The sequence below is a fragment of the Azospirillum isscasi genome (genome assembly GCF_030849505.1).
Taxonomy (GTDB): Bacteria; Pseudomonadota; Alphaproteobacteria; order Azospirillales; family Azospirillaceae; genus Azospirillum; species Azospirillum isscasi.
Genome location: NZ_JAUJFI010000113.1, coordinates 1 through 19,199 on the forward strand (window position 1 = coordinate 1; position 19,199 = coordinate 19,199).

Consider the following 19,199-nt stretch of genomic DNA (forward strand, 5'->3'; position numbering starts at 1 on the left):
CGCCTCGGCCAGCGGCCAGCCCTGGCCCGGCTCCGCGCCCATGGGCGGTGCGGCGGGCTCGATCCCGGCCAGACGCAGGCTGCGCCCGTCTTCCAGCAGCAGCGTGGCGCCATCGGTCACCGCCGTGGCGCGCAGCTCCGGCGGCCCGGCGGTGTTCGCCATCAGCAGCAGGGCGGACAGCAGAAGAAGAGCGCGGCGCGGCATGGCCTGTGGGGATTCGAGCGGGGGAACGGTCGGACCGGATGGGGAGTTTGATCTCTGCGAGCCCCCTTCCGATATGACGACTCATGACGCCCGAACCGACGCCCGAACGCAAGCCGTCTTCCCCGTCCCCGCTGCGCCGGATCGCCGCCGCGGCGCTGGCCGCCCTGCTGCTCACCTCGGCCTGCGCGCCGGCCAGCGCCCAGCTTCTCGGCGGCAGCGAGGAGGCCGTCGGCGCGCAGGAGCACCCCAAGATCCTCGCCCAGTTCGGCGGCGCCTACCCCGACCCGCGGCTGCAAGCCTACATCACCGAAATCGGCAACCGGCTGGCCGCCCAGACCGGCCGGTCCGGCCCCTGGACCTTCACCGTCCTGGACAGCGACGTGGTGAACGCCTTCGCCCTGCCCGGCGGCTACGTCTACGTCACCCGCGGCCTGCTGGCGCTCGCCGAGGACGAGGCGGAGGTGGCGGGCGTGCTGGGACACGAGATCGGCCACGTCATCGCCCACCATGGCCGGGAGCGGCAGACCAACCAGACCATCGCCGGCCTGCTGGCCGCCGGCATCGGCCTCGTGCTGGGCAGCCCGGAGCTGGCGCAGATCGCCAACATCGGCGGCACCGCCCTGCTCGCCCGCTATTCCCGCGGCCAGGAGACGGAGGCCGACCGGCTGGGCATCGACTATCTGCACCGCGCCGGCTACGACCCCTTCGCCATGGCCACCTTCCTGGAGACCATGCGCCGCGACACCCAGTATTCCGGCCTGCGCTCCGGCAAGGGCCCCGGGGAGGGCTCTGGGGAGGGCGGCTTCGACTTCTTCGCCACCCACCCGCAGACCGCCTCCCGCGTCGAGGAGGCGGCGGCCATCGCCCGCGGGTTGCCGGGCGGGGCGCGGCCCGTCGATCCCTACATGGCGGCGATGGACGGGGTGATCTACGGCGACAGCCCGGAGAACGGCTTCGTCCGCGGCCGGACCTTCGCCCACCCGCAACTGGGCATCGCCTTCGACGTGCCGCAAGGCTTCAGCCTGCTGAACGGGGCCGAGCAGGTGATCGCCAAGGGGCCGAACGGCGGAGCGATCGTGTTCGACGGCGGCAAGGCTGCGGGGACACGCGATCCCGCCGCCTATCTGACCGGCACCTGGGCGCAGGGAGCCCCGTTGCAGGGGCTTCAGTCCTTCACCGTCAACGGCATGCCGGCGGCCACCGCGCTGACCCAGGGGAAGACCGACGCCGGGGCGGTGGATGTGCGGCTGGTCGCCATCCGCGCCGATTCCGGCACCCTCTTCCGCTTCACCTTCCTGGCGCCCGGCGGGGCGCTGTCCCGCTTCGACGCCGACTTCCGCCAGACCGCCGGCAGCTTCCGCCGCCTGTCCCGGCAGGAGGCCGCGTCCTTCCAGCCGCGGCGCATCCGCGTGCTGACCGCCCGCCCCGGCGACAGCGTGGAAGGCTTCGTGCGCCAGATGCCGCAGGAACCCTACGCCGAGGAATTGTTCCGCATCATCAACGACCTGCCGCCGGGCACGCCGATCCAGCCGGGACGCCGGGTGAAGATCGTCGCCGGTTGACCATCGTTGCGGTTCCGTGGCGGGGTGACCGTTGCGGGACGCGGCGCGATGGCCGATTGCCCCTGGCCGCGTGCGTCCTGTAGGCTCCCCGCCATGGCTGACCACCCCACCAAACGGCGCTTTTTCCGAACCGGCTTGCGGATGTCCGGGCCGAAGGACGCCGCGCGGGCGAAGAAGGCCGGCCACCGCAGGACGCGCGCCCCCGCCCTGGGCCGCCCGCGCCTGCGCCTGCCCATCGCGGCGGTGCTGGTGGCGGGCTTCGGCTCGCTGATGCTGCTGGCGGTGGCGAGCGTCCTGGTGCTCGGCCTCGTCAGCGCCAGCCGGAACACCTTCACGCTGCTGAACGACCGCGCCGACCTTGCTTTATCGGGGGTCGAGGTGCGCATCCGCAACCAGCTCAACCCCGCGCGGGACATGGCCCGTTTCGTGGCCGGACTGATGGAGCGGGGGGAGCTGGACCCCGCTGATTCCCGCTCGCTCCAGGACACGCTGCGCGGCGCGCTGGCCGGGGCGCCGGACGTGACGGGCATCGCCTTCTTCCACCCCGACCGCACCGGCCTGCGCGCCGACCGGCTGGGCAACCAGCTCCACATCGGGCGGGAGGATCTGCGCCACGAGCCGGAGCTGGGGCCGGAGCTGCGCAACGGCGCCGACCGCACCACCGCCGTCTGGGCCGACCCGCTGTGGTCGAAGGAGGCGGGAACCAGCTTCGTCACCCTGTTCCAGCCGGTGCGGCGCAACGGCGTCTATCTGGGGCAGGTGGTGGTGGGCGTGTCGCTGGGCGACCTGTCGCGCTTCCTGTCCACGCTCTATGTGGAGCAGGGGCTGAACGCCTTCGTGCTGTTCGACCGGCAGCATGTGCTGGCCCACCCGTCGCTGGCCGGCATGAAGTTCGACTTCTCCGCCAAGACCGACGGCCCGCCCCTGCCGCGCATCGATCAGGTGGCCGATCCGGCGCTGGCCGCGCTGTGGCAGACCGGCCAGCCGGTGCAGGCCCTGAAGAAGCGCGTGGAGGGCCGGACCGTCAGCGTGCTGGACGAGGACTACCTGTTCCTGATGCGCAGCATGGCCGGCTACGGCCAGCAGGACTGGATCATCGGCATTGGTTTCCGCGCCAACGAGGCCAGCGCGGAGGTCCGCCGCCTCTACACCACCGGCCTCGCCGGGCTGGGCATCCTGCTGATCTCGGTGGCGGTGGCGCTGATCGTCGGGCGGCGCATCAGCGCCCAGGTGGCCCGTCTGGCCGAGGCCGCCGACCGCGTCCGGACCTTTGAATTCCGCGAGATCGCCGAGCTGCCCGATTCGCGCCTGCGCGAGCTGGCCCGCGCCAACAGCGCCTTCAACGCCATGGTCGCCGGGCTGCGCTGGTTCGAGACCTACGTGCCGAAGGCTCTGGTGCTGCGGCTGATGCACCGCCGCGGCGGCCTGACCAGTTTCCAGTCGGAGGAGCGGGAGGTGACGGTGATGTTCACCGACATCCGCGGCTTCTCCCGCATGGCCGAGCATATGGGCGCCGCCGACACCGCCGCCCTGCTGAACGAGCATTTCACCCTGCTCGCCAACTGCATCGAGGCGGAGGGCGGCACGGTGGACAAGTTCATCGGCGATGCCATCATGGCCTTCTGGGGCGCGCCGGAAGAGCAGCCGGACCACGCCGCCCGCGCGTTGCGCGCCGCCCACGCCATCACCCGTTCCGTCCGCGAGGGCAACCGCCGCCGCGGAGCGGAAGGGCTGCCGCCGATCCGCGTCCGCATCGGCCTGCATTCCGGGCCGGTGGTGGTCGGCAACATCGGGTCGGAAAGCCGGATCAACTACACCATCGTCGGCGACACCGTGAACGTCGCCGCCCGCATCGAGGAGCTGGCGTCCGCCCTTCAGGGGGACGAGGAGGTCATCGTGCTGTCCAGCGCCGCCACCGCCTTCCAGGGCGACGGGGCCGCCCCGCTGGATTGCGTGGGCGACCGGACGCTGCGGGGCCGCACGGGCACCACCGAGGTCTGGCGGGTGTCGCTGGATGGCGATGGCGGTGAGGATGGGGACGGTGCGGGCGCGGTTCGGGAGGAGGAGAAGGCGTAATGAAGGCTTTGCCCCCACCCTGACCCTCCCCCGCTAACGCAGGGGAGGGGACGGACGCCGCTTTGCAACAATCCTCCTCCCCCGCCCAGCAGGGGAAGGGCCGGGGTGGGGGCAAAGCCTCATGCGTCCGCCAGCAAATCCCCAAACCCCTCCACCCGCTTCAGCATCGACTGGCGCAGCTTCAGCAGGGCGCGGTGTTCGAGCTGGCGCACGCGCTCCTTGCTGACTCCCAGCTCGCGGCCCAGCTGCTCCAGCGTGGCGCCTTCCTCGCGCAGGCGGCGCTCCTGGATGATGGTCCGTTCGCGCGGGCTGAGTTCGCCCAGCGCCTCCGCCAGCCATTGCGAGCGGGTGCGGCTGTCGCGCATGCCGATCACCACCTCCTCCGGCGAGGGGCGCTGGTCGGCCAGGAAGTCCTGCCAGTCCTCGTCCGACCCGTCGGCGACCGGGGAGTTCAGCGATTGGTCGGAGGCGGACAGGCGCATCTCCATCGCCTCCACCTCCGTCACGTCCACCTGCAGTTCGCCGGCGATCCACTCCCGCCCTTCCTTGGTCAGGCCGTTGCCGCCGCCGCTGTTGCCCTGGGTGATGCTCTCGATGCGGGCGCGCAGACGGCGCAGGTTGAAGAACAGCGATTTCTGCGCGGCGGTGGTGCCGGTGCGGACGATGGACCAGTTGCGCAGGATGTAGTCCTGCATGGCGGAGCGGATCCACCAGGCCGCGTAGGTGGAGAAGCGCACCTCGCGGTCCGGTTCGAACCGGCTGGCCGCCTGCATCAGCCCGACGTTGCCCTCCTGGACGAGATCGCCCATCGGCAGGCCGTAGTTGCGGAAGCGCGCCGCGGTCGCCACCACCAGCCGGGTGTAGGCGCGGACCAGCTCGTGCAGGGCCCGCTCGTCCCCGGCCTCGCGCCATTTCCGGGCCAGATCGAATTCGTGGTCGCGCGTCAGCAGAGGCTCACGCATGGAAGCCTTGATGAAACTCAGATTCGCGCGCTGAGTCTCGGGATCGTCGATGTAGGCCATACGTCCCTTCCTTCCCGTCTGGGCCCGTCTGGGCGGCCGCGTTTCCAGGCTGCACTGTGCCCTGTGCTGCGGAATCCGAAGGGACAGCCCCCCTCAGGTCCATTGGTCCGTCGGTTCGTCACGGATCGCCGACGGTTGGGACAACAGCCGTTCCCCTCGCCCTGTTGCACGTCATACGCATGACAGGACGCTTCGGATCATCCGAACCGGAAGGGAATCGGAGGCGGATGCCGAAAGGATGGGTAAGCCGGGTAGGAAAAAGGGAGATAAGTCAGACCTGGAACAGGTCCAGGATCTCACCCGAAGGCGACAGGCAGCCGCAGACGAGGTGCCCACCCCGCCCGCAATTGCCGTCCAACGTCGTGACGTGCTCCGTCACGGCGACGCCCTTGCGGGCCGGGTCATAGCCCCGCACGACGCGGGAAAATCCGCCGTAAGGCTCTGACATCTGGGCGAAACCGGGCGCCCCCCACCAGAAGGCGTCGCCCTGGTGAGTCAGTGGGCGGCGAATGTCCACACCGGCGCTGACCAGAAGGACGCCCCCCTCCCCGCTCTCCGGGCCGGTGCAGTAGGCGGCGCGGCGCAGGGTGTTGAACACATTTTCGTGACCGGGCTGCGCGTGCATTGCCTGACGCAGCCCCTGCGTCCAGCGGCCGAGCGTCATGGTGCCGCCGCGGGCCGCCGCCATGCCCTGCTCCACCGTGCCGCCATAGGCGGCCAGCGTGGTTCCGGCGCCGTGCCGGGTCATCCAGTCAAGCACCTGCTGCGGGTCGGGCGCGAACTGGAGCTGGAGCAGCTTGTGCCACATCTCCTCCTGCGCGCCGCGCAGATAGACGATGTCCCCGGCCTCCATGCCCCGCCAGCTCAGCAGCCACGTCCGGAAGGCCAGCAGAGCGTCCACCGTCTCCAGCACCCGTTCGCCCCAGCCGACCATGTTGCCGAGATAGACCAGCCGGTCGCCGGGCAGGAAGCGCGCCGCGATCACCTCGTGGACCGCGTGGAGATGGTCGGTCTGCGCGTGGATCGAGCCGACGGCCCAAATGCGCCGCGGGTTGCGGAGATCGACGAATTTCTGCGGTTCAGACATGCCGGAGACGCTCACCCCATCCAGCGGTCACGGACCGGCCCAGAACAGGCCGGGGGCGGGAGTGTAGGCGCCGCGCAGGTCCGGTGAAAGACGAAAACTAAGACAAAGGCGCGGCCAATGCGCCGCGCCTTCGTCGTCAACACCACATCCTGAAACCGGTTCCCTCCCCCGTTCCGGAAGAGGAATTCGAACCTTGCTCAGGCGGCCTTCTTCAGAACAAGCTCCAGGCGCTCCGTGGCCTTGGTCTCGTCGATCTTCTCGACGGCGGCCAGCTCGCGGGCCAGACGCTCCAGAGCGGCCTGGTAGATCTGGCGCTCGCTGTAGGACTGGTCGGACTGGTCGGCGCCGCGGTACAGGTCGCGCACAACCTCCGCAATGGCCACCGGGTCGCCCGAATTGATCTTGGCCTCGTACTCCTGGGCGCGGCGGCTCCACATCGTGCGGCGGACGCGCGACCGGCCCTGCAGCGTCTCCAGGGCGACCTTGATGCGGTCCTTCGTGCTGAGGCGGCGCAGGCCGGCGGCCTTGGCCTTGCCGACCGGAACCTTGAGCGTCATGCGCTCTTTTTCGAACGTGATCGCGTAGAGCTGAACATCCATGCCAGCGATGCTGTGGGTCTCGATTCCCTCGACCCGACCGACGCCATGAGCCGGGTAGACGACGAAGTCACCGGCCTCGAAGTCAAGCTTGTTCGACATTTGGGTTGGCTCTCACTTCTCGCGATCGCGCCATTTTGCCGCCCCGGTGGAGGGGGCGAAAAAGGCCCGGTGACAACGACACACCGTGGGGATGGGGTCCTCCACGCCGCGCACTGTTGCACTGAGCCCTTAGGTCGATGGGAAAACCGGCAATGACGCTGAGGCCGGCTCCGGGCGCGTATTATAGCGATGTTACGGCCGGGTTACAAAGGCTACGCGCGGGCAGCCGTCCGGATTCTTTCGCTGCCCGCCGATAGCCGACCTGTCTATTTTGCATGGCGGCAAACTCACGCCATGCGGCGCAATCGCCCCGACTCCGCTTACACCCCGGCTTTTCAGCCCGCCTTGGGGGAGAAGAACTTGTCGTACTTGCCGCCCACGCCCTTCATGGAGTCGGCGTCGGGGAGCGCGTCCTTCTTGCGGGTCAGGTTGGGCCACTGCGCCGCGTATTCGCGGTTCAGCTCCATCCACTTCTCCGCACGGCCGTCGGTGTCGGGCACGATGGCCTCCGCCGGGCATTCCGGCTCGCACACGCCGCAGTCGATGCACTCATCCGGGTGGATGACCAGCATGTTCTCGCCCTCGTAGAAGCAGTCCACGGGGCAGACCTCGACGCAATCGGTGTACTTGCACTTGATGCAGTCTTCCGTCACGACGTAGGGCATGATTCGTTCTCCGCTGTTCTCGCCAGTTCCGGCGGTGTTCACGCGCCGGGGTTCGAGTCGCTTCGATGGCCGCTTCGACTGACGTCGATGGTCGCTTCGACTGACGTTCTTGCGCGTGGCCTGGATATAGACCTTAACCTGATCGCGGCGCTTGCCTAGCACGCCGCCCGAGATGGGATCAACCCCGCCGGTTGTGTGGGCGCATGCGACGCAGCCCCGCCCCCCGGATTCCCTTCCGCGACCGCCTCCAGGAACGCCCGCAGCGCCTCGGTCTCCACCGAATCCGCCCTGCGGACGAAACGGGTGGGCATGCGCGCCAGTTCCGGCGGCAGCGGGCGGGCGGTGAACAGGCCGCGCCAGGGGTCCCGCTCCACCACGGCGCGCGGCAGCACGGTGACCCCCATGCCGGCGCCGACGCAGCCCAGGATGGCCTCCAGCGACCCGAATTCCATCAGGCGGTAGGGAAGCCGCCCCGCGTCGCGCATCGCCGTCTCCGCGCGCGCGCGGTAGGCGCAGCCGCGCCGGAAGGCCAGCAGGGTGCTGCGCCCCGTCTCGCTGGTGATGCCGGCGGCGGGCTCGACCAGCACCAGCTCCTCCTCGAAGGCGGGCCGGCTGACCAGTTCGGGATGCTCCACCGCCCCGGCGACGAAGGCGCCGTCGATGCGCCCGGCCAGCACCTCCCCCAGCATGGTTTCCGACGGGCCGGGGACGATGGTCAGCTCCACGTCCGGATTCTCCGCGTGGAAGCGGGCGAGGATCGGCGGCAGCCGGACCGCGGCGGTCGTCTCCATGGTGCCCACGGCCAGCCGCCCGCCCCGCCCCGCCGCGTCGGCCACCGCGTCGCGCGCCTGGGCGACGAGGCGCAGCACCCGGTCGGCGTAGTCGGCCAGCACCCGCCCGGCGGGCGTCGGGGCCATGCCGCGGCTGAGCCGCAGGAACAGGGCGACGCCCAGATCCTCCTCCAGCCGCTTCAGCCGCGCCGTCACGTTGGACTGGACGCAGTTCAGCGTCTCCGCCGCCCGGCTGACGCTGCCGGTGTCCGCCACCGCCTTCACCACCCGCAGGCCCGCGAGATCCATCAGACCGCCTCCTATCACTTCGAGTGAAGCATAGCATCGAAACAATTCATTGGAAATGAGGGTTCGCCCGCGCGAGGATGAGCGCGCACAAAAACACAAGTCTGTTCGGGGGAAACGATGGTCCGGGTGCTGATCGGCGGCGTGCTGGCGCTGGCCATCGCCATGGGGGTGGGGCGCTTCGCCTTCACGCCGATCCTGCCGGCGATGCAGGCGGCCACCGGGCTGGGCACCGACGCCGCCGGGCTGCTCGCCTCGCTCAATTACCTGGGCTATTTCCTGGGCGCGCTGGGGGCCGGGCTGGTGCCGCACGGCGCGGTGCGCACCGCGGTCTTCCGCACCGCGCTGATCGCCAGCGTCACCTCCACCGCCGGCATGGGCTTCACCGACGACATGGCGGCCTGGGCCGTGCTGCGCTTCGTCTCCGGTCTGGCCAGCGCCGGCATGTTCATCCTGGGCATCGCCATGACGCTGGACGCGCTGGCCCGCAGCGGGCGGGAGGCGTGGACCGGCTGGCTCTACACCGGCGTCGGGATCGGCATCGCGTCGAGCGGCCTGTTCGTCGCCCTGATGGGGGAGCGGCTGGGCTGGCGCGGCGACTGGCTGTGGCTGGGGCTGGCCTGCCTGGGCTTCGGCACCCTGTCCTGGCTGTGGGTGACCGACCCGCCGCGCGAGCCCCGCCCCGGCGGCGCCGCGGGAGGCGCGGGCCAGGGCCGCGCCCTGCCCTCAGCCCCGCTGGTCCTGCTGACGCTGGCCTATTTCCTGGAAGGCGGGGGCTACATCGTCACCGGCACCTTCCTGGTCGCCATCCTGAAAACCATGCCGGAGACGGCGCAGCTCGGTGCCGCGGCCTGGATGGTCACCGGGCTGGCGGCCATGCCGTCCGGGATCATCTGGGCGGCGGTGGGGCGGCGGCTCGGACCCTGGCGGGCGCTGATCCTCGCCCATGCCGTGCAGGCGGTGGGCATCCTGCTGCCCATCACCGGGTCGCCCGCCGCCGCGGTGGTGTCGGCGGCGCTGTTCGGCGGGACCTTCATCGGCATCGTCACCCTGTCCTTCACGCTGGGCCGGCAATTGTCGGGCGGGGCGTCGGCCCGGGTCATCGGCGCGCTGACCGCCGTCTACGGGCTGGGGCAGATCATCGGACCGGTGCCGGCGGGGCTGGCCGTGGCGCGCACCGGCAGCTTCGACTCCGCCCTGATCGGCGCCGCCGCGGCGGTGCTGGCCGGCGCGCTGCTTCTCGCCGCCGGGGCCTGGATGGCCGGGCGCTCCGCCGCCCGGGCGATCGCCTGACGGCGGCGCGCGGGGGCCGGCTCCCCCATCTTGGACCACCACTTTCGAGGTGCGGTGTTCTGCCGCAGTTTTGCACCCGCGAGATTTGCTATTGTTTCCCCGCAGCGCTTAAGTTTGTAAACAAATTACAATTTGGGGGAAATGATGAAGCGGAAGCTGGTTCCGGACGTGGTGAAGTCGCAGGAACTCATCCTGGTGACGGAGGACACCTCCGTCCTGACCGTGTCGAAGCTGATGGCGGAGAAGAACATCGGCGCCGTCCTGGTGGTGAACCACGGCGACCTCGTCGGCATCGTCACCGAGCGCGACCTGAACAACAAGGTGCTCTCCACCCAGATCGACGCCTTCGAGACCGAGGTGTCGGCGATCATGACCCGCAACCCGGACACCCTGCCGCCGGACGCGGACGCCATCGACGCGCTGACCCTGATGCAGTCGAAGCATTACCGCCACCTGCCGATCACCCAGGGCAAGCGCGCGGTCGGCATCGTCTCCATCCGCGACCTGTTCAAGCTCGCCTACGAGCATCTCGTGGAGGAGGTGGAGTTCCGCGACAATCTGATGCGGACCTGACCGCAAACGAAGAACGGGCCGCCCCCGGCGAAGGGGCGGCCCGTCGATCGGCCTTCAAGAGGGCCGGAGCGTCAGTGCGCTTCGGCCTTCTTCCGTTTGCGGCGGGCGGCGGCCATCAGGTTCAGCGCCTCGACCAGCGTGGAGAAGGCGATGGCGAAGTACAGATAGCCCTTCGGGATGTGGAAGCCGAAGCCGTCGGCGATCAGCGCCACGCCGACCAGCAGCAGGAAGGCCAGGGCCAGCATCTTCACGGTGAGGTGGCGGTTCACGAAATCGCCCACCGGGCGGGCGGCGAACAGCATCACGGCCATGGCGATGACGACGGCGGTGACCATCACCGGCAGATCGTTGGACATGCCGACCGCGGTGATCACGCTGTCCAGCGAGAAGACGATGTCCAGCACGATGATCTGCCCGACCACCGCGCCGAAGCTGGCGAGCTTGGGCGCGGCGCTGTTCTCCTCGTGGCCTTCCACGGTGTTGTGGATCTCGATGGTGCCCTTGGCCAGCAGGAACAGGCCGCCGCCCAGCAGAATCAGGTCGCGGCCCGAGAAGCCCATGCCGAACACGCTGACCAGCGGCTCGGTCAGGGTCGCCACCCAGGAGATGGAGGCGAGCAGCAGCAGCCGCATGATCAGCGCCAGCGCCAGGCCGAGCTGCCGGGCCTTCTGCTGCTGGTGGACCGGCAGCTTGGCCGCCATGATCGAAATGAAGATGATGTTGTCGATGCCGAGCACGATCTCCAGCGCGGTGAGCGTCAGGAGGCTGGCCCAGACCTGTGGGTCGGAGAACAGTTCGATCATCGAGAGGGTTGGCTCCGGAAAAATTCGCCCATCGCGGGATTATTCCGCGCAGATGAGGTTGCGGCCCGCGATTGGCAATGGCCCGGCCTGCGCTTCCCCACCGCTTTTTCCGGCTGTTCCGGCTTACTCCTCCCCGTGGAGCTGATCGAGCGCCCGGCGGTCGCGCTTGGTCGGGCGTCCGGCGCCGGGTTCCCGCGGGGCCGGCGGGGCGCGGTAGGGATCCTGGATCGCCTCCTCCCGCACCGGCGGGGCAAGGTCCTCGTAGAGGGCCTGGGCCTCCGGCGCCGGGCCGCGCCGGCTGCCCAGGGCGATCACCTTGATCACGCGGATGTGCCGTCCCTGCGCGAAGGTCAGCACGTCGCCCGGCTTGACCGCGTAATGGGCCTTGCTCACCACCGTGCCGGACACCCGCAAGCCGCCGCCGTTGCACAGCTTCGCCGCGAGGCTGCGCGTCTTGAAGAAGCGCGCGAACCACAGCCACTTGTCGATGCGCAGGCGGCCCGCCGGGGTGGCGTCGGGGCCGGAATCGGGGAGGTCGTCGTCGTCGAGGTCGGTCATGCGGGGCCCCCACCCTTTCCACGGCTGACGCCGTGGGCCCCTTCCCTCCCCCGCTCCGCAGGGAAGGGAGCTTCAATCCCCTCCCCCGTCCAGCGGGGGAGGGTCAGGGTGGGGGCAATCACGTATCCGTTCATCACGTTCCCGAAAGCTGGCGCAGCTTGGCGAAGGGGTGGTCGGCGTTGACCGGGGCCTCGCGGCGGGGCCTGGGGCGCGGGTTGCGCCGCCGCCGCCAGGAAACCGCCCCATCCTCCGCCACCGAGCGCGTGTAGCCAAGCCCCTTCATGACGGCCCCCAGCTCGTCCGGTTTGGCGCCGATCATCTGGGCCAGCGCCGGTTCGGCCACCGCCCGGCCCTCCTTGGCGGCGGTCAGCAGCTCGGTCTCCAGCCGGTCGAGCATGTCCACCCGCAGCGCCCGCGGCCCCGCCGCCGGATAGCCGATGGCCTCCCAGAAAGCCGGCGGCGCGCCCGTGGCCTCCACCGAGACGCGGCCCGGCGGCGGGATCGGCACGGGCAGCGGCAGCCGGTGCTTCACCGCCCACAGCAGCCCGCGCAGTTCCACCGCCCCCGGCTTGGCGAGCGCCGTCAGGTAGAGGTGCGACACGCCGAGCCGCACCCCGTGGCGGGACAGCGCCTTGCGGTCGGCCTTCTCCAGCCCCTCCACCAGCGGCGCCACCGGCGCGCGGGGCATCGCCCCCATGTTCTCGACAAGCTGGAAGGCCAGCCCCCGCGCCGCCCCCGTCAGATCGGCGGCGTCGCGCAAGGCCAGCAGGGGCCGCAGCCGGGCGGCGACGCGGTCCTTCAGCCAGCGCTCCAGCCGGGCGCGCACGCGGTCGAGCTGCCCCTGGTCGAGCAGCCCCTCGTCGAAGGGCAGGACCGCCGGAGCCAGCACGGAGGGGCCGGGGCCGAGCCGGGCCACCGGCAGCCCGTCCGCCGTCAGCACGCCGTCCGGGCCGAGAGCGAACACGTCGTCCGGCTCCTGCTCGAAGGCGCGCAGGCGGGACGCCACCTCCTCGCGCAGCGCGCGGCGGGCGGCGGTCAGCAGGGACTTGGCCTCCTCCGACCGCTCCGGCGCGTCGGGGACGAAGCGGAAGCCCTCCAGACGGCCCACCGGATGGCCTTCCACCACCACCTCCCCATCGGCGCGCACGCCGCCCATCAGTTCCCGCCCGTCCTTCAGCGTGCGGGCCAGCGTGGCCGAGCGGCGGTCGATGAAGCGCTGGGTCAGCCGCTCGTGCAGGGCGTCGGACAGCTTGTCCTCGATGGCGCGGGTGCGGGCCTGCCAATGCACGGGGTCGGTCAGCCAGGACGGCCGGTTGGAGATGTAGGTCCAGGTGCGGATGTGGGCGATGCGGGCGACCAGCGCGTCGATGTCGCCCTCGGTCCGGTCGAGCCGGGCGATCTGCTTGGCCGCCCAGTCCTCGTCCAGCCGCCCGATGCCGGTGCGCAATTGCCGGAAGATCTGCCCGAGCAGCCGCGTGTGGGCGTCCGACAGCACCTTGCGGAAGTCGGGGATCTGGCAGACCTCCCAGAGCAGCCGCACGTTGTCGCGGCCCTTGGCGAGGTCCATCACCTCCTGGTCGCGGACCAGCGCCTGGAGCGCCAGATGGTCGTCGGCGTCGCGGGCGCGCAGCAGCTCCGGGATCGGCGGGCGTTCCTCCAGCGACTTCAAAAGGAAGCCCGGCGTGTCGAAACGCAGTTTGCTGTTGCGCCACATCAGCGTCTTGATCGTCTCGAACTCGTGGTTCTCGACGCGGTTGACGACATCGGCCTCCAGTTCCCCCACCTCGTCGGTGGTGCCGAAGGTGCCGTCGCGCATGTGCCGCCCGGCCCGCCCGGCGATCTGCGCCACCTCCGGCGCCCGCAGGCGGCGCGGGGCGAAGCCGTCGAACTTCACGATGCGGGCGAAGGCCACATGGTCCACGTCCATGTTCAGCCCCATGCCGATGGCGTCGGTCGCCACCAGATAATCCACCTCCCCCGCCTGATAGAGCCCGACCTGCGCGTTGCGGGTGCGCGGGGACAGCGCGCCCAGCACCACCGCCGTGCCGCCGCGCTGGCGCCGGATCATCTCGGCCAGCGCGTAGACGTCGGTCGCCGAGAAGGCGACGACGCAGGAGCGCGGCGGCAGGCGCGTCAGCTTGCGGTAGCCGGCGTAGGTCAGTTGCGAGAAGCGCGGGCGGCTGATGAACTCGGCCCGCGGCACCAGCCGGCGGATCAGCGGCTGGATGGTGTCGGAGCCGAGGAACATCGTCTCGACCAGCCCGCGGGCGTTCAGCAGCCGGTCGGTGAAGATGTGCCCGCGCTCCGGATCGGCGCAGAGCTGGACCTCGTCCACCGCCAGGAAGTCCACCGCCCGGTCGAGCGGCATGGATTCCACCGTGCACACCCAATAGGACGGGCTGGGCGGCAGGATCTTCTCCTCCCCCGTCACCAGCGCCACGGCGTTCCGGCCCTTGATGGACACGATGCGGTCGTAGTTCTCGCGGGCCAGCAGGCGCAGCGGAAAGCCGATCATCCCCGTCCGGTGGCCGAGCATGCGCTCGATGGCGAGATGGGTTTTCCCGGTGTTGGTCGGCCCCAGCACGGCGACCACCCGGCCACCCGCACCCAGACCGCCCCCGGACGAAGCAAGGACAGAGGTCATAAGCGTAAGTTTTGGGCCTGGGGACCGGCAATGCAAGCGTCAGGGCGGCCGTGCCGCACTCTTCGGGAAACGGGCATAAGACGACGGGCCTGTGGACCGGCGCCGGTTATCCCGTCTACCTTTTGCGCGTTCCACCCAAAGGGATTGTCCATGCGCCGTTTTCCCGCCCGACCGCTCGCCGCCGCGCTGATGCTCGCAACCCTGGCGCTGCCGCCCGCCGCCGCCCGTGCGGAAGCGCCCCCGGTGACGGAGGACGGCGCGAAGGCGCTCGCCGCCGCGCTGAAGGACGGGCTGGCCCGCTGGTTCGCCAAGGGCGAGGACGACGCGGCCGAGTTGCGCTGGACCGGCGAACCGGTGGCAACCCCGGCCGGTGACCATTACGAGGTCGCCCTGCCCGCCCTGACCGCGGTGTCGGACGACGGCACCACCGCCGCCATCGGCGTCATCCGCCTGACCGTGAAGCCGCAGGACGGCAACACCCACGCCGTCACCGCCACCCTGCCGGACCATGTGGCCATCCTGGACGGCGGCAAGCCGGCCGCCACCGTCCGGCTGGGCCGCCAGCGCATCAGCGCCGTGTGGTCCGGCGCCTATGAAACGGCGCTGTCCATGGACGCGGAGCTTGGCGACCTGTCGATCACCAGCGACCGCAAGGGCAAGAAGGGCAAGAAGGACGAAAGCGCCCTGACCGTCGGCGCCATCACCGCCGCCGGGGAGCTGAAGCCGGACGGCACCGCCGCCGCCGGCACCCCGCTGTGGAGCGGCCCCGGCGCCCTGTCGGTCAGCAACCTGCGCTTCCTCGACGAGACGAAGAAGGAGGTGCTGAACCTCGGCGGCCTCACCGTGGAAGGCACCTACACCCGCATCGACCTCGCCCGCGCCGACGCCATGAGACGGCTGACCCACACCCACGCCCAGGCCGGCACCCAGCCTTCGGCGGCGGAGCTGATCCCCCTCATGCAGGGCATGATGGCCGGCGCCAGCGGGCGTCTCCGCCTGTCCGGCCTGTCGGCCCTGAACCCGGAGGACGGCACCCGCCTCGCCCTCGGTCAGCTCGTCCTGAGCGGCAGCACGGAGGATCTGGACAAGCCGCTGGCCTCCACCACCTTCGGGATCGAGTCCAGCGGCCTGTCGCTGGAACCGGAGGTGGCGCCGAAGTCCTTCATGCCGGACAAGCTGGACCTCCAGATCAGCACCGCGAAACTGCCGACCGCCTCGCTGTGGCGGGCCATCGCCGATTTCGCCGTGCTCGCCGAGGCGCAGGCCGCCGCGGACGAGGAGGAAGGGGACGAGGAGGAGGACGAGGCGGAAGCCGCCCTGTCCGGCGACGCGGCGCCCGACGACGCGGCGGCGGCGGCCATCGGCAACCGCCTGATGGGCGCCATGGCGGAGGTCGGGACGGAGCTGCGCATCGACCGCTTCACCGTGAACGCGCCGGCGGCCTCCGGCACCGTGACGGGCGCCCTGCGCATGGCCGCCAACTCCGCCTTCGGCTCGGTTGGCAGCTCCACCGTGCTGCTGCGCGGTCTGGACGCCGCGGCCAAGGCCATGCAGCCCAAGCCCGGCAAGAAGGCCGACGAGGGCACCCAGAACGCGCTGGGCGTGATCGCCATGCTCCAGGCCTTCGGACAGGCGTCCAAGGACGACGCCGGGAACGACGTCCGCAGCTACAAGATCGACCTGACGGAGACCGGCCAGCTTCTGCTGAACGGCGCCGACATGAGCGCGATGATGAACATGGGGCAGCCGGCGCCGGAACCGGTCCAGGGGAAGAAGCGGTAAACAGCCTGCCGCTTTGCCCCCACCCCGGTTGCGAAACGCCATCCCGACGCCAGCGGATCGCTCTTGCATGGGGCGGCGCACTCCCACATATCTGCGCCGTCCTTCCGACCCATCAACAAGAACGATCAAGGATGACACCATGACCGAGGAACGGCTCAGCTTCCAGGCCGAGGTCAGCCGCCTGCTCGACATCGTCGCGCACTCGCTCTACAGCGAGAAGGAAGTCTTCCTGCGCGAGCTGGTCTCCAACGCCTCCGACGCCTGCGACCGGCTGCGCTACGCCGCGCTGACGCAGCCCGAACTGTCCGCCGACGACCCGAACCTGAAGGTCCGGCTGATCGTGGACAAGGAGGCGCGGACCCTGACCGTGGCCGACAACGGCATCGGCATGAACCGCGAGGATCTGGTCGAGAACCTGGGCACCATCGCGCGGTCCGGCACCGCCGCCTTCATGCGCAGCCTGAAGGAAAGCGCGAAGGACGGTGACGCCAAGAAGGACGTCAACCTGATCGGCCAGTTCGGCGTCGGCTTCTACTCCGCCTTCATGGTCGCCGACCGGGTGGAGGTTCTGACCCGCAAGGCCGGGGAAACCCAGGGCTGGCGCTGGCTGTCGGACGGCAAGGGCGAATTCACCATCGCCGACGCCGCGGACCTGCCGCGCGGCACGCAGATCACGCTGCACCTGCGCGAGGGCGACGACGAGTATCTGGAGGAGCACCGGCTCGCCGGCATCGTCCGCAAATACTCCGACCATATCGCCATCCCGATCCTGTTCGGCGACGGTGAGGACGCCAAGTCGCTGAACAGCGCGTCCGCCCTGTGGATGCGCTCGAAGAACGAGATCACCGCGGAGCAGTACAAGGAATTCTACCACCACGTCGGGCACGCCTTCGACGATCCGTGGCTGACCCTGCACTGGCGGGCGGAAGGCGCCATCGAATACACGAACCTGCTGTTCGTGCCGTCCTCCAAGCCCTTCGACCTGTTCGACCCCAAGCGCGCCCACCGGGTGAAGCTGTACGTCAAGCGCGTCTTCATCACCGATTCGGCGGAAGGTCTGCTGCCGCCCTACCTGCGCTTCCTGCGCGGCGTGGTGGACAGCGAGGATCTGCCGCTGAACATCAGCCGCGAGATGCTCCAGCACAACCCGATGCTGGCGAAGATCCGCGCCGGCCTGACCCGCCGCGTCCTGTCGGAGCTGGGCAAGAAGGCCCGCGACACCGAGAAGGCGGAGGAATACGCCACCTTCTGGGAGAATTTCGGCGCCGTCCTCAAGGAAGGTCTCTACGACGACTACGAGCACCGGGACGATCTGCTGAAGCTGATGCGCTTCCGCAGCACCGCCGGTGACGGTCTGGTCTCGCTGGAGGAGTATCTGGGCCGCATGAAGGAGGGCCAGGAGGCCATCTTCACGATCAGCGGCGACGACATCGAGACGCTGAAGCGCAGCCCGCAGCTCGAAGGCTTCAAGGCCAAGGGCGTCGAAGTGCTTCTGCTGACCGACCCGGTGGACGAGTTCTGGGTGCCGTCCGTCGGCAGCTTCCAGGACAAGCCCTTCAAGTCGGTGACCCGCGGCGGCGCCGATCTCGGCAAGATCCAGGGCGGCGAGGAGAAGCCCGCCGAGGAGAAGGCGTCCGAGGGCGAACTGACCGACCTGCTGGCGCTTCTGAAGCTGACGCTTCAGGACGCGGTGAAGGACGTCCGCGCGTCGGAGCGCCTGACCGACAGCGCCGTCTGCCTCGTCGCCGACGAGAACGACATGGACATGCATCTGGAGCGCCTGCTGAAGCAGCACAAGCAGCTCGGCATGGACGCCCCGGCGGCCCGGCGCATCCTGGAGGTCAACCCGGCCCACCCGCTGATCAAGCGCCTCGCCGAGCGCGCCAAGGCGAGCGGGGCCGCGACCTCGCTGGACGACGCGGCGTGGCTGCTGCTCGACCAGGCGCGCATCGTGGAAGGCGAGGCCCTCCCCGACCCCGCCGCCTTCGCCCGCCGTCTGGCGAGCGCGATGGAGAAGGGGCTGGCGTAAAGGCCGCTCGGCGCTGCCCCCCACCGCTGCCTCCACCCCGGCCCTCCCCCGCTGACACAGGGGAGGGTTAGGGTGGGGGCAAGGTTAGCCGCCCACCCGCTCCGCCGGGAAGACCAGCGTCATGGTGGTGCCGCGGTCGGGGGCCGTGTCGATGTCCAGGCGGCCCCCGTGCAGCTCCACCAGCCGTTTGGTCAGGGGCAGGCCCAGGCCGGTGCCGATGTGGTTGCGGCCCAGCGCGCTGTCGATCTGGCCCCAGGGCTCCAGCGCCTTTTCCAGCTCGTCGGCGGTCATGCCGATGCCGGTGTCCCGCACCGACAGGCGCAGCGTTCCGTCCGCCACCACGCCGCCGGACAGGGTGACCGTCCCATCGGGCGGCGTGAACTTCACCGCGTTGGACAGCAGGTTCAGCAGCATCTGCCGCAGCTTGCGCTCGTCGGCGCGCAGGGGCGGCAGGGCGGGCGGCAGGGCCGTCTCGATGCCGACCCCGGCCCGCCCGGCGCGGTCGGACATCAGGCGGACGCTGCCCACGGCGACGCGCGGCACGTCCACCGCGGATTCGGCCAGCTCCAGCCGCCCGGCCTCCGCCTTGGACAGGTCGAGCAGGTCGTTGATCAGGTCCATCAGGTACCGCCCGCTTTCCGCGATGTCGCGGGCGTAGTCGCGGTAGAGCGGGTTGGCGATCGGCCCCAGAACCTCCTGCTCCAGCAGCTCCGCGAAGCCCATCATGGCGTTCAGCGGCGTGCGGATCTCGTGGCTCATGCAGGCGAAGAAGGCGGTCTTTGCCCGGTCGGCGCGCTGCGCCGCCAAGCGCGCCTCCTCAAGCTGGCGGGTCCGCAGCGTGGCCTGCTCGTCCGCCCGCGCCAGCAGGTCCAGCCCCGAACCGACGCCGAGATACCGCCCGCCCTCCACCACCACGAAGCCGGAGGCCAGGGCGCCGGGCTTGTCGCGCAGAATCCGCCGCCCGACCTCGCCCAGCGGGAGCTTCGAGTCGATCAGCAGGGGGGCGGGGTCCATCACCGCCCGCGCCGGGGCCTCCGGATCGGCGAGCCGGTCGAGCGCGGCGCGGTCCACCAGCCCCAGAACGCGCCCGTCCACCGCCGCCACGGCCAGCGCCGGCAGGCCGGGCT

General features: G+C 70.4%; 15 protein-coding genes and 1 pseudogene. 6 read left to right on the forward strand and 10 right to left on the reverse strand.

Features of this window, described 5'->3' with window-relative positions; all coding sequences use genetic code 11:
* Positions 1–204, reverse strand: a pseudogene (locus QSG27_RS19820) (thermonuclease family protein); the annotation flags it as partial.
* Positions 205–287: 83 nt separating this feature from the next.
* On the opposite strand from QSG27_RS19820, the gene QSG27_RS19825 reads away from it, so the two are divergent.
* The gene (locus tag QSG27_RS19825; protein WP_306709155.1) at positions 288–1,766 is read left to right on the forward strand and encodes a M48 family metalloprotease; all 1,479 of its coding nucleotides are present in this window, start codon (positions 288–290) and stop codon (positions 1,764–1,766) included.
* Positions 1,767–1,907: 141 nt separating this feature from the next.
* Positions 1,908–3,842: an adenylate/guanylate cyclase domain-containing protein gene (locus QSG27_RS19830; protein ID WP_306709156.1), complete on the forward strand. Its 1,935-nt coding sequence runs from the start codon at positions 1,908–1,910 to the stop codon at positions 3,840–3,842.
* Positions 3,843–3,961: 119 nt separating this feature from the next.
* On the opposite strand, the gene QSG27_RS19835 is transcribed toward QSG27_RS19830, so the two are convergent.
* From QSG27_RS19835 to QSG27_RS19855, 5 genes are all read right to left on the reverse strand, one after another.
* A complete protein-coding gene (locus QSG27_RS19835) occupies positions 3,962–4,864 on the reverse strand; it encodes an RNA polymerase factor sigma-32 (protein ID WP_306709157.1) in 903 nt (300 codons plus the stop codon).
* 271 nt (positions 4,865–5,135) lie between these two features.
* Positions 5,136–5,951 (reverse strand): hypothetical protein, encoded by an 816-nt coding sequence (locus QSG27_RS19840; protein WP_306709159.1) that lies wholly within the window; start codon positions 5,949–5,951, stop codon positions 5,136–5,138.
* Positions 5,952–6,148: 197 nt separating this feature from the next.
* The gene (locus QSG27_RS19845; RefSeq protein WP_014238739.1) at positions 6,149–6,649 is read right to left on the reverse strand and encodes a CarD family transcriptional regulator; all 501 of its coding nucleotides are present in this window, start codon (positions 6,647–6,649) and stop codon (positions 6,149–6,151) included.
* A gap of 335 nt (positions 6,650–6,984) precedes the next feature.
* Complete coding sequence (gene fdxA / locus QSG27_RS19850; protein ID WP_306709164.1) at positions 6,985–7,314, reverse strand: ferredoxin FdxA; 330 nt, start codon at positions 7,312–7,314, stop codon at positions 6,985–6,987.
* A 155-nt stretch (positions 7,315–7,469) separates the two neighbouring features.
* Complete coding sequence (locus QSG27_RS19855; protein ID WP_306709166.1) at positions 7,470–8,393, reverse strand: LysR family transcriptional regulator; 924 nt, start codon at positions 8,391–8,393, stop codon at positions 7,470–7,472.
* 117 nt (positions 8,394–8,510) lie between these two features.
* On the opposite strand from QSG27_RS19855, the gene QSG27_RS19860 reads away from it, so the two are divergent.
* The gene (locus tag QSG27_RS19860) at positions 8,511–9,683 is read left to right on the forward strand and encodes a YbfB/YjiJ family MFS transporter (protein WP_306709168.1); all 1,173 of its coding nucleotides are present in this window, start codon (positions 8,511–8,513) and stop codon (positions 9,681–9,683) included.
* A gap of 144 nt (positions 9,684–9,827) precedes the next feature.
* Positions 9,828–10,256 (forward strand): CBS domain-containing protein, encoded by a 429-nt coding sequence (locus QSG27_RS19865; RefSeq protein ID WP_306709170.1) that lies wholly within the window; start codon positions 9,828–9,830, stop codon positions 10,254–10,256.
* 71 nt (positions 10,257–10,327) lie between these two features.
* On the opposite strand, the gene QSG27_RS19870 is transcribed toward QSG27_RS19865, so the two are convergent.
* The 3 genes from QSG27_RS19870 to QSG27_RS19880 all read right to left on the reverse strand — a co-directional run bounded on the left by QSG27_RS19870 (position 10,328) and on the right by QSG27_RS19880 (position 14,261).
* On the reverse strand, positions 10,328–11,059 hold the full coding sequence (locus QSG27_RS19870; protein WP_306709172.1) for a TerC family protein: 732 nt from the start codon (positions 11,057–11,059) through the stop codon (positions 10,328–10,330).
* Between the two features lie 123 nt (positions 11,060–11,182).
* Positions 11,183–11,617, reverse strand: a complete 435-nt coding sequence (locus tag QSG27_RS19875; protein ID WP_306709174.1) for an RNA-binding S4 domain-containing protein — start codon at positions 11,615–11,617, stop codon at positions 11,183–11,185.
* 133 nt (positions 11,618–11,750) lie between these two features.
* Positions 11,751–14,261 carry a helicase-related protein gene (locus QSG27_RS19880; protein ID WP_306709175.1) on the reverse strand — a complete coding sequence of 837 codons (2,511 nt, stop codon included), beginning with the start codon at positions 14,259–14,261 and terminating at the stop codon, positions 11,751–11,753.
* 150 nt (positions 14,262–14,411) lie between these two features.
* Here QSG27_RS19880 and QSG27_RS19885 point away from each other — a divergent pair, with 150 nt between their 5' ends.
* Entirely contained in the window at positions 14,412–16,043 is a 1,632-nt protein-coding gene (locus tag QSG27_RS19885; RefSeq protein WP_306709177.1) for a hypothetical protein, read from the forward strand.
* A 139-nt stretch (positions 16,044–16,182) separates the two neighbouring features.
* Positions 16,183–18,072: a molecular chaperone HtpG gene (gene htpG, locus QSG27_RS19890; RefSeq protein WP_306709179.1), complete on the forward strand. Its 1,890-nt coding sequence runs from the start codon at positions 16,183–16,185 to the stop codon at positions 18,070–18,072.
* Positions 18,073–18,156: 84 nt separating this feature from the next.
* Here htpG and QSG27_RS19895 read toward each other — a convergent pair.
* A partial coding sequence (locus QSG27_RS19895) for a sensor histidine kinase (RefSeq protein ID WP_306709181.1) occupies positions 18,157–19,199 on the reverse strand: 1,043 nt, incomplete at its 5' end.

Coding starts and splice junctions, on each gene's coding strand:
- QSG27_RS19825 (WP_306709155.1), top strand. CDS start 288: ATGACGCCCGAACCGACGCCCGAACGCAAGCCGTCTTCCCCGTCCCCG.
- QSG27_RS19830 (WP_306709156.1), top strand. CDS start 1,908: ATGTCCGGGCCGAAGGACGCCGCGCGGGCGAAGAAGGCCGGCCACCGC.
- QSG27_RS19835 (WP_306709157.1), bottom strand. CDS start 4,864: ATGGCCTACATCGACGATCCCGAGACTCAGCGCGCGAATCTGAGTTTC.
- QSG27_RS19840 (WP_306709159.1), bottom strand. CDS start 5,951: ATGTCTGAACCGCAGAAATTCGTCGATCTCCGCAACCCGCGGCGCATT.
- QSG27_RS19845 (WP_014238739.1), bottom strand. CDS start 6,649: ATGTCGAACAAGCTTGACTTCGAGGCCGGTGACTTCGTCGTCTACCCG.
- fdxA (WP_306709164.1), bottom strand. CDS start 7,314: ATGCCCTACGTCGTGACGGAAGACTGCATCAAGTGCAAGTACACCGAT.
- QSG27_RS19855 (WP_306709166.1), bottom strand. CDS start 8,393: ATGGATCTCGCGGGCCTGCGGGTGGTGAAGGCGGTGGCGGACACCGGC.
- QSG27_RS19860 (WP_306709168.1), top strand. CDS start 8,511: ATGGTCCGGGTGCTGATCGGCGGCGTGCTGGCGCTGGCCATCGCCATG.
- QSG27_RS19865 (WP_306709170.1), top strand. CDS start 9,828: ATGAAGCGGAAGCTGGTTCCGGACGTGGTGAAGTCGCAGGAACTCATC.
- QSG27_RS19870 (WP_306709172.1), bottom strand. CDS start 11,059: ATGATCGAACTGTTCTCCGACCCACAGGTCTGGGCCAGCCTCCTGACG.
- QSG27_RS19875 (WP_306709174.1), bottom strand. CDS start 11,617: ATGACCGACCTCGACGACGACGACCTCCCCGATTCCGGCCCCGACGCC.
- QSG27_RS19880 (WP_306709175.1), bottom strand. CDS start 14,261: ATGACCTCTGTCCTTGCTTCGTCCGGGGGCGGTCTGGGTGCGGGTGGC.
- QSG27_RS19885 (WP_306709177.1), top strand. CDS start 14,412: ATGCGCCGTTTTCCCGCCCGACCGCTCGCCGCCGCGCTGATGCTCGCA.
- htpG (WP_306709179.1), top strand. CDS start 16,183: ATGACCGAGGAACGGCTCAGCTTCCAGGCCGAGGTCAGCCGCCTGCTC.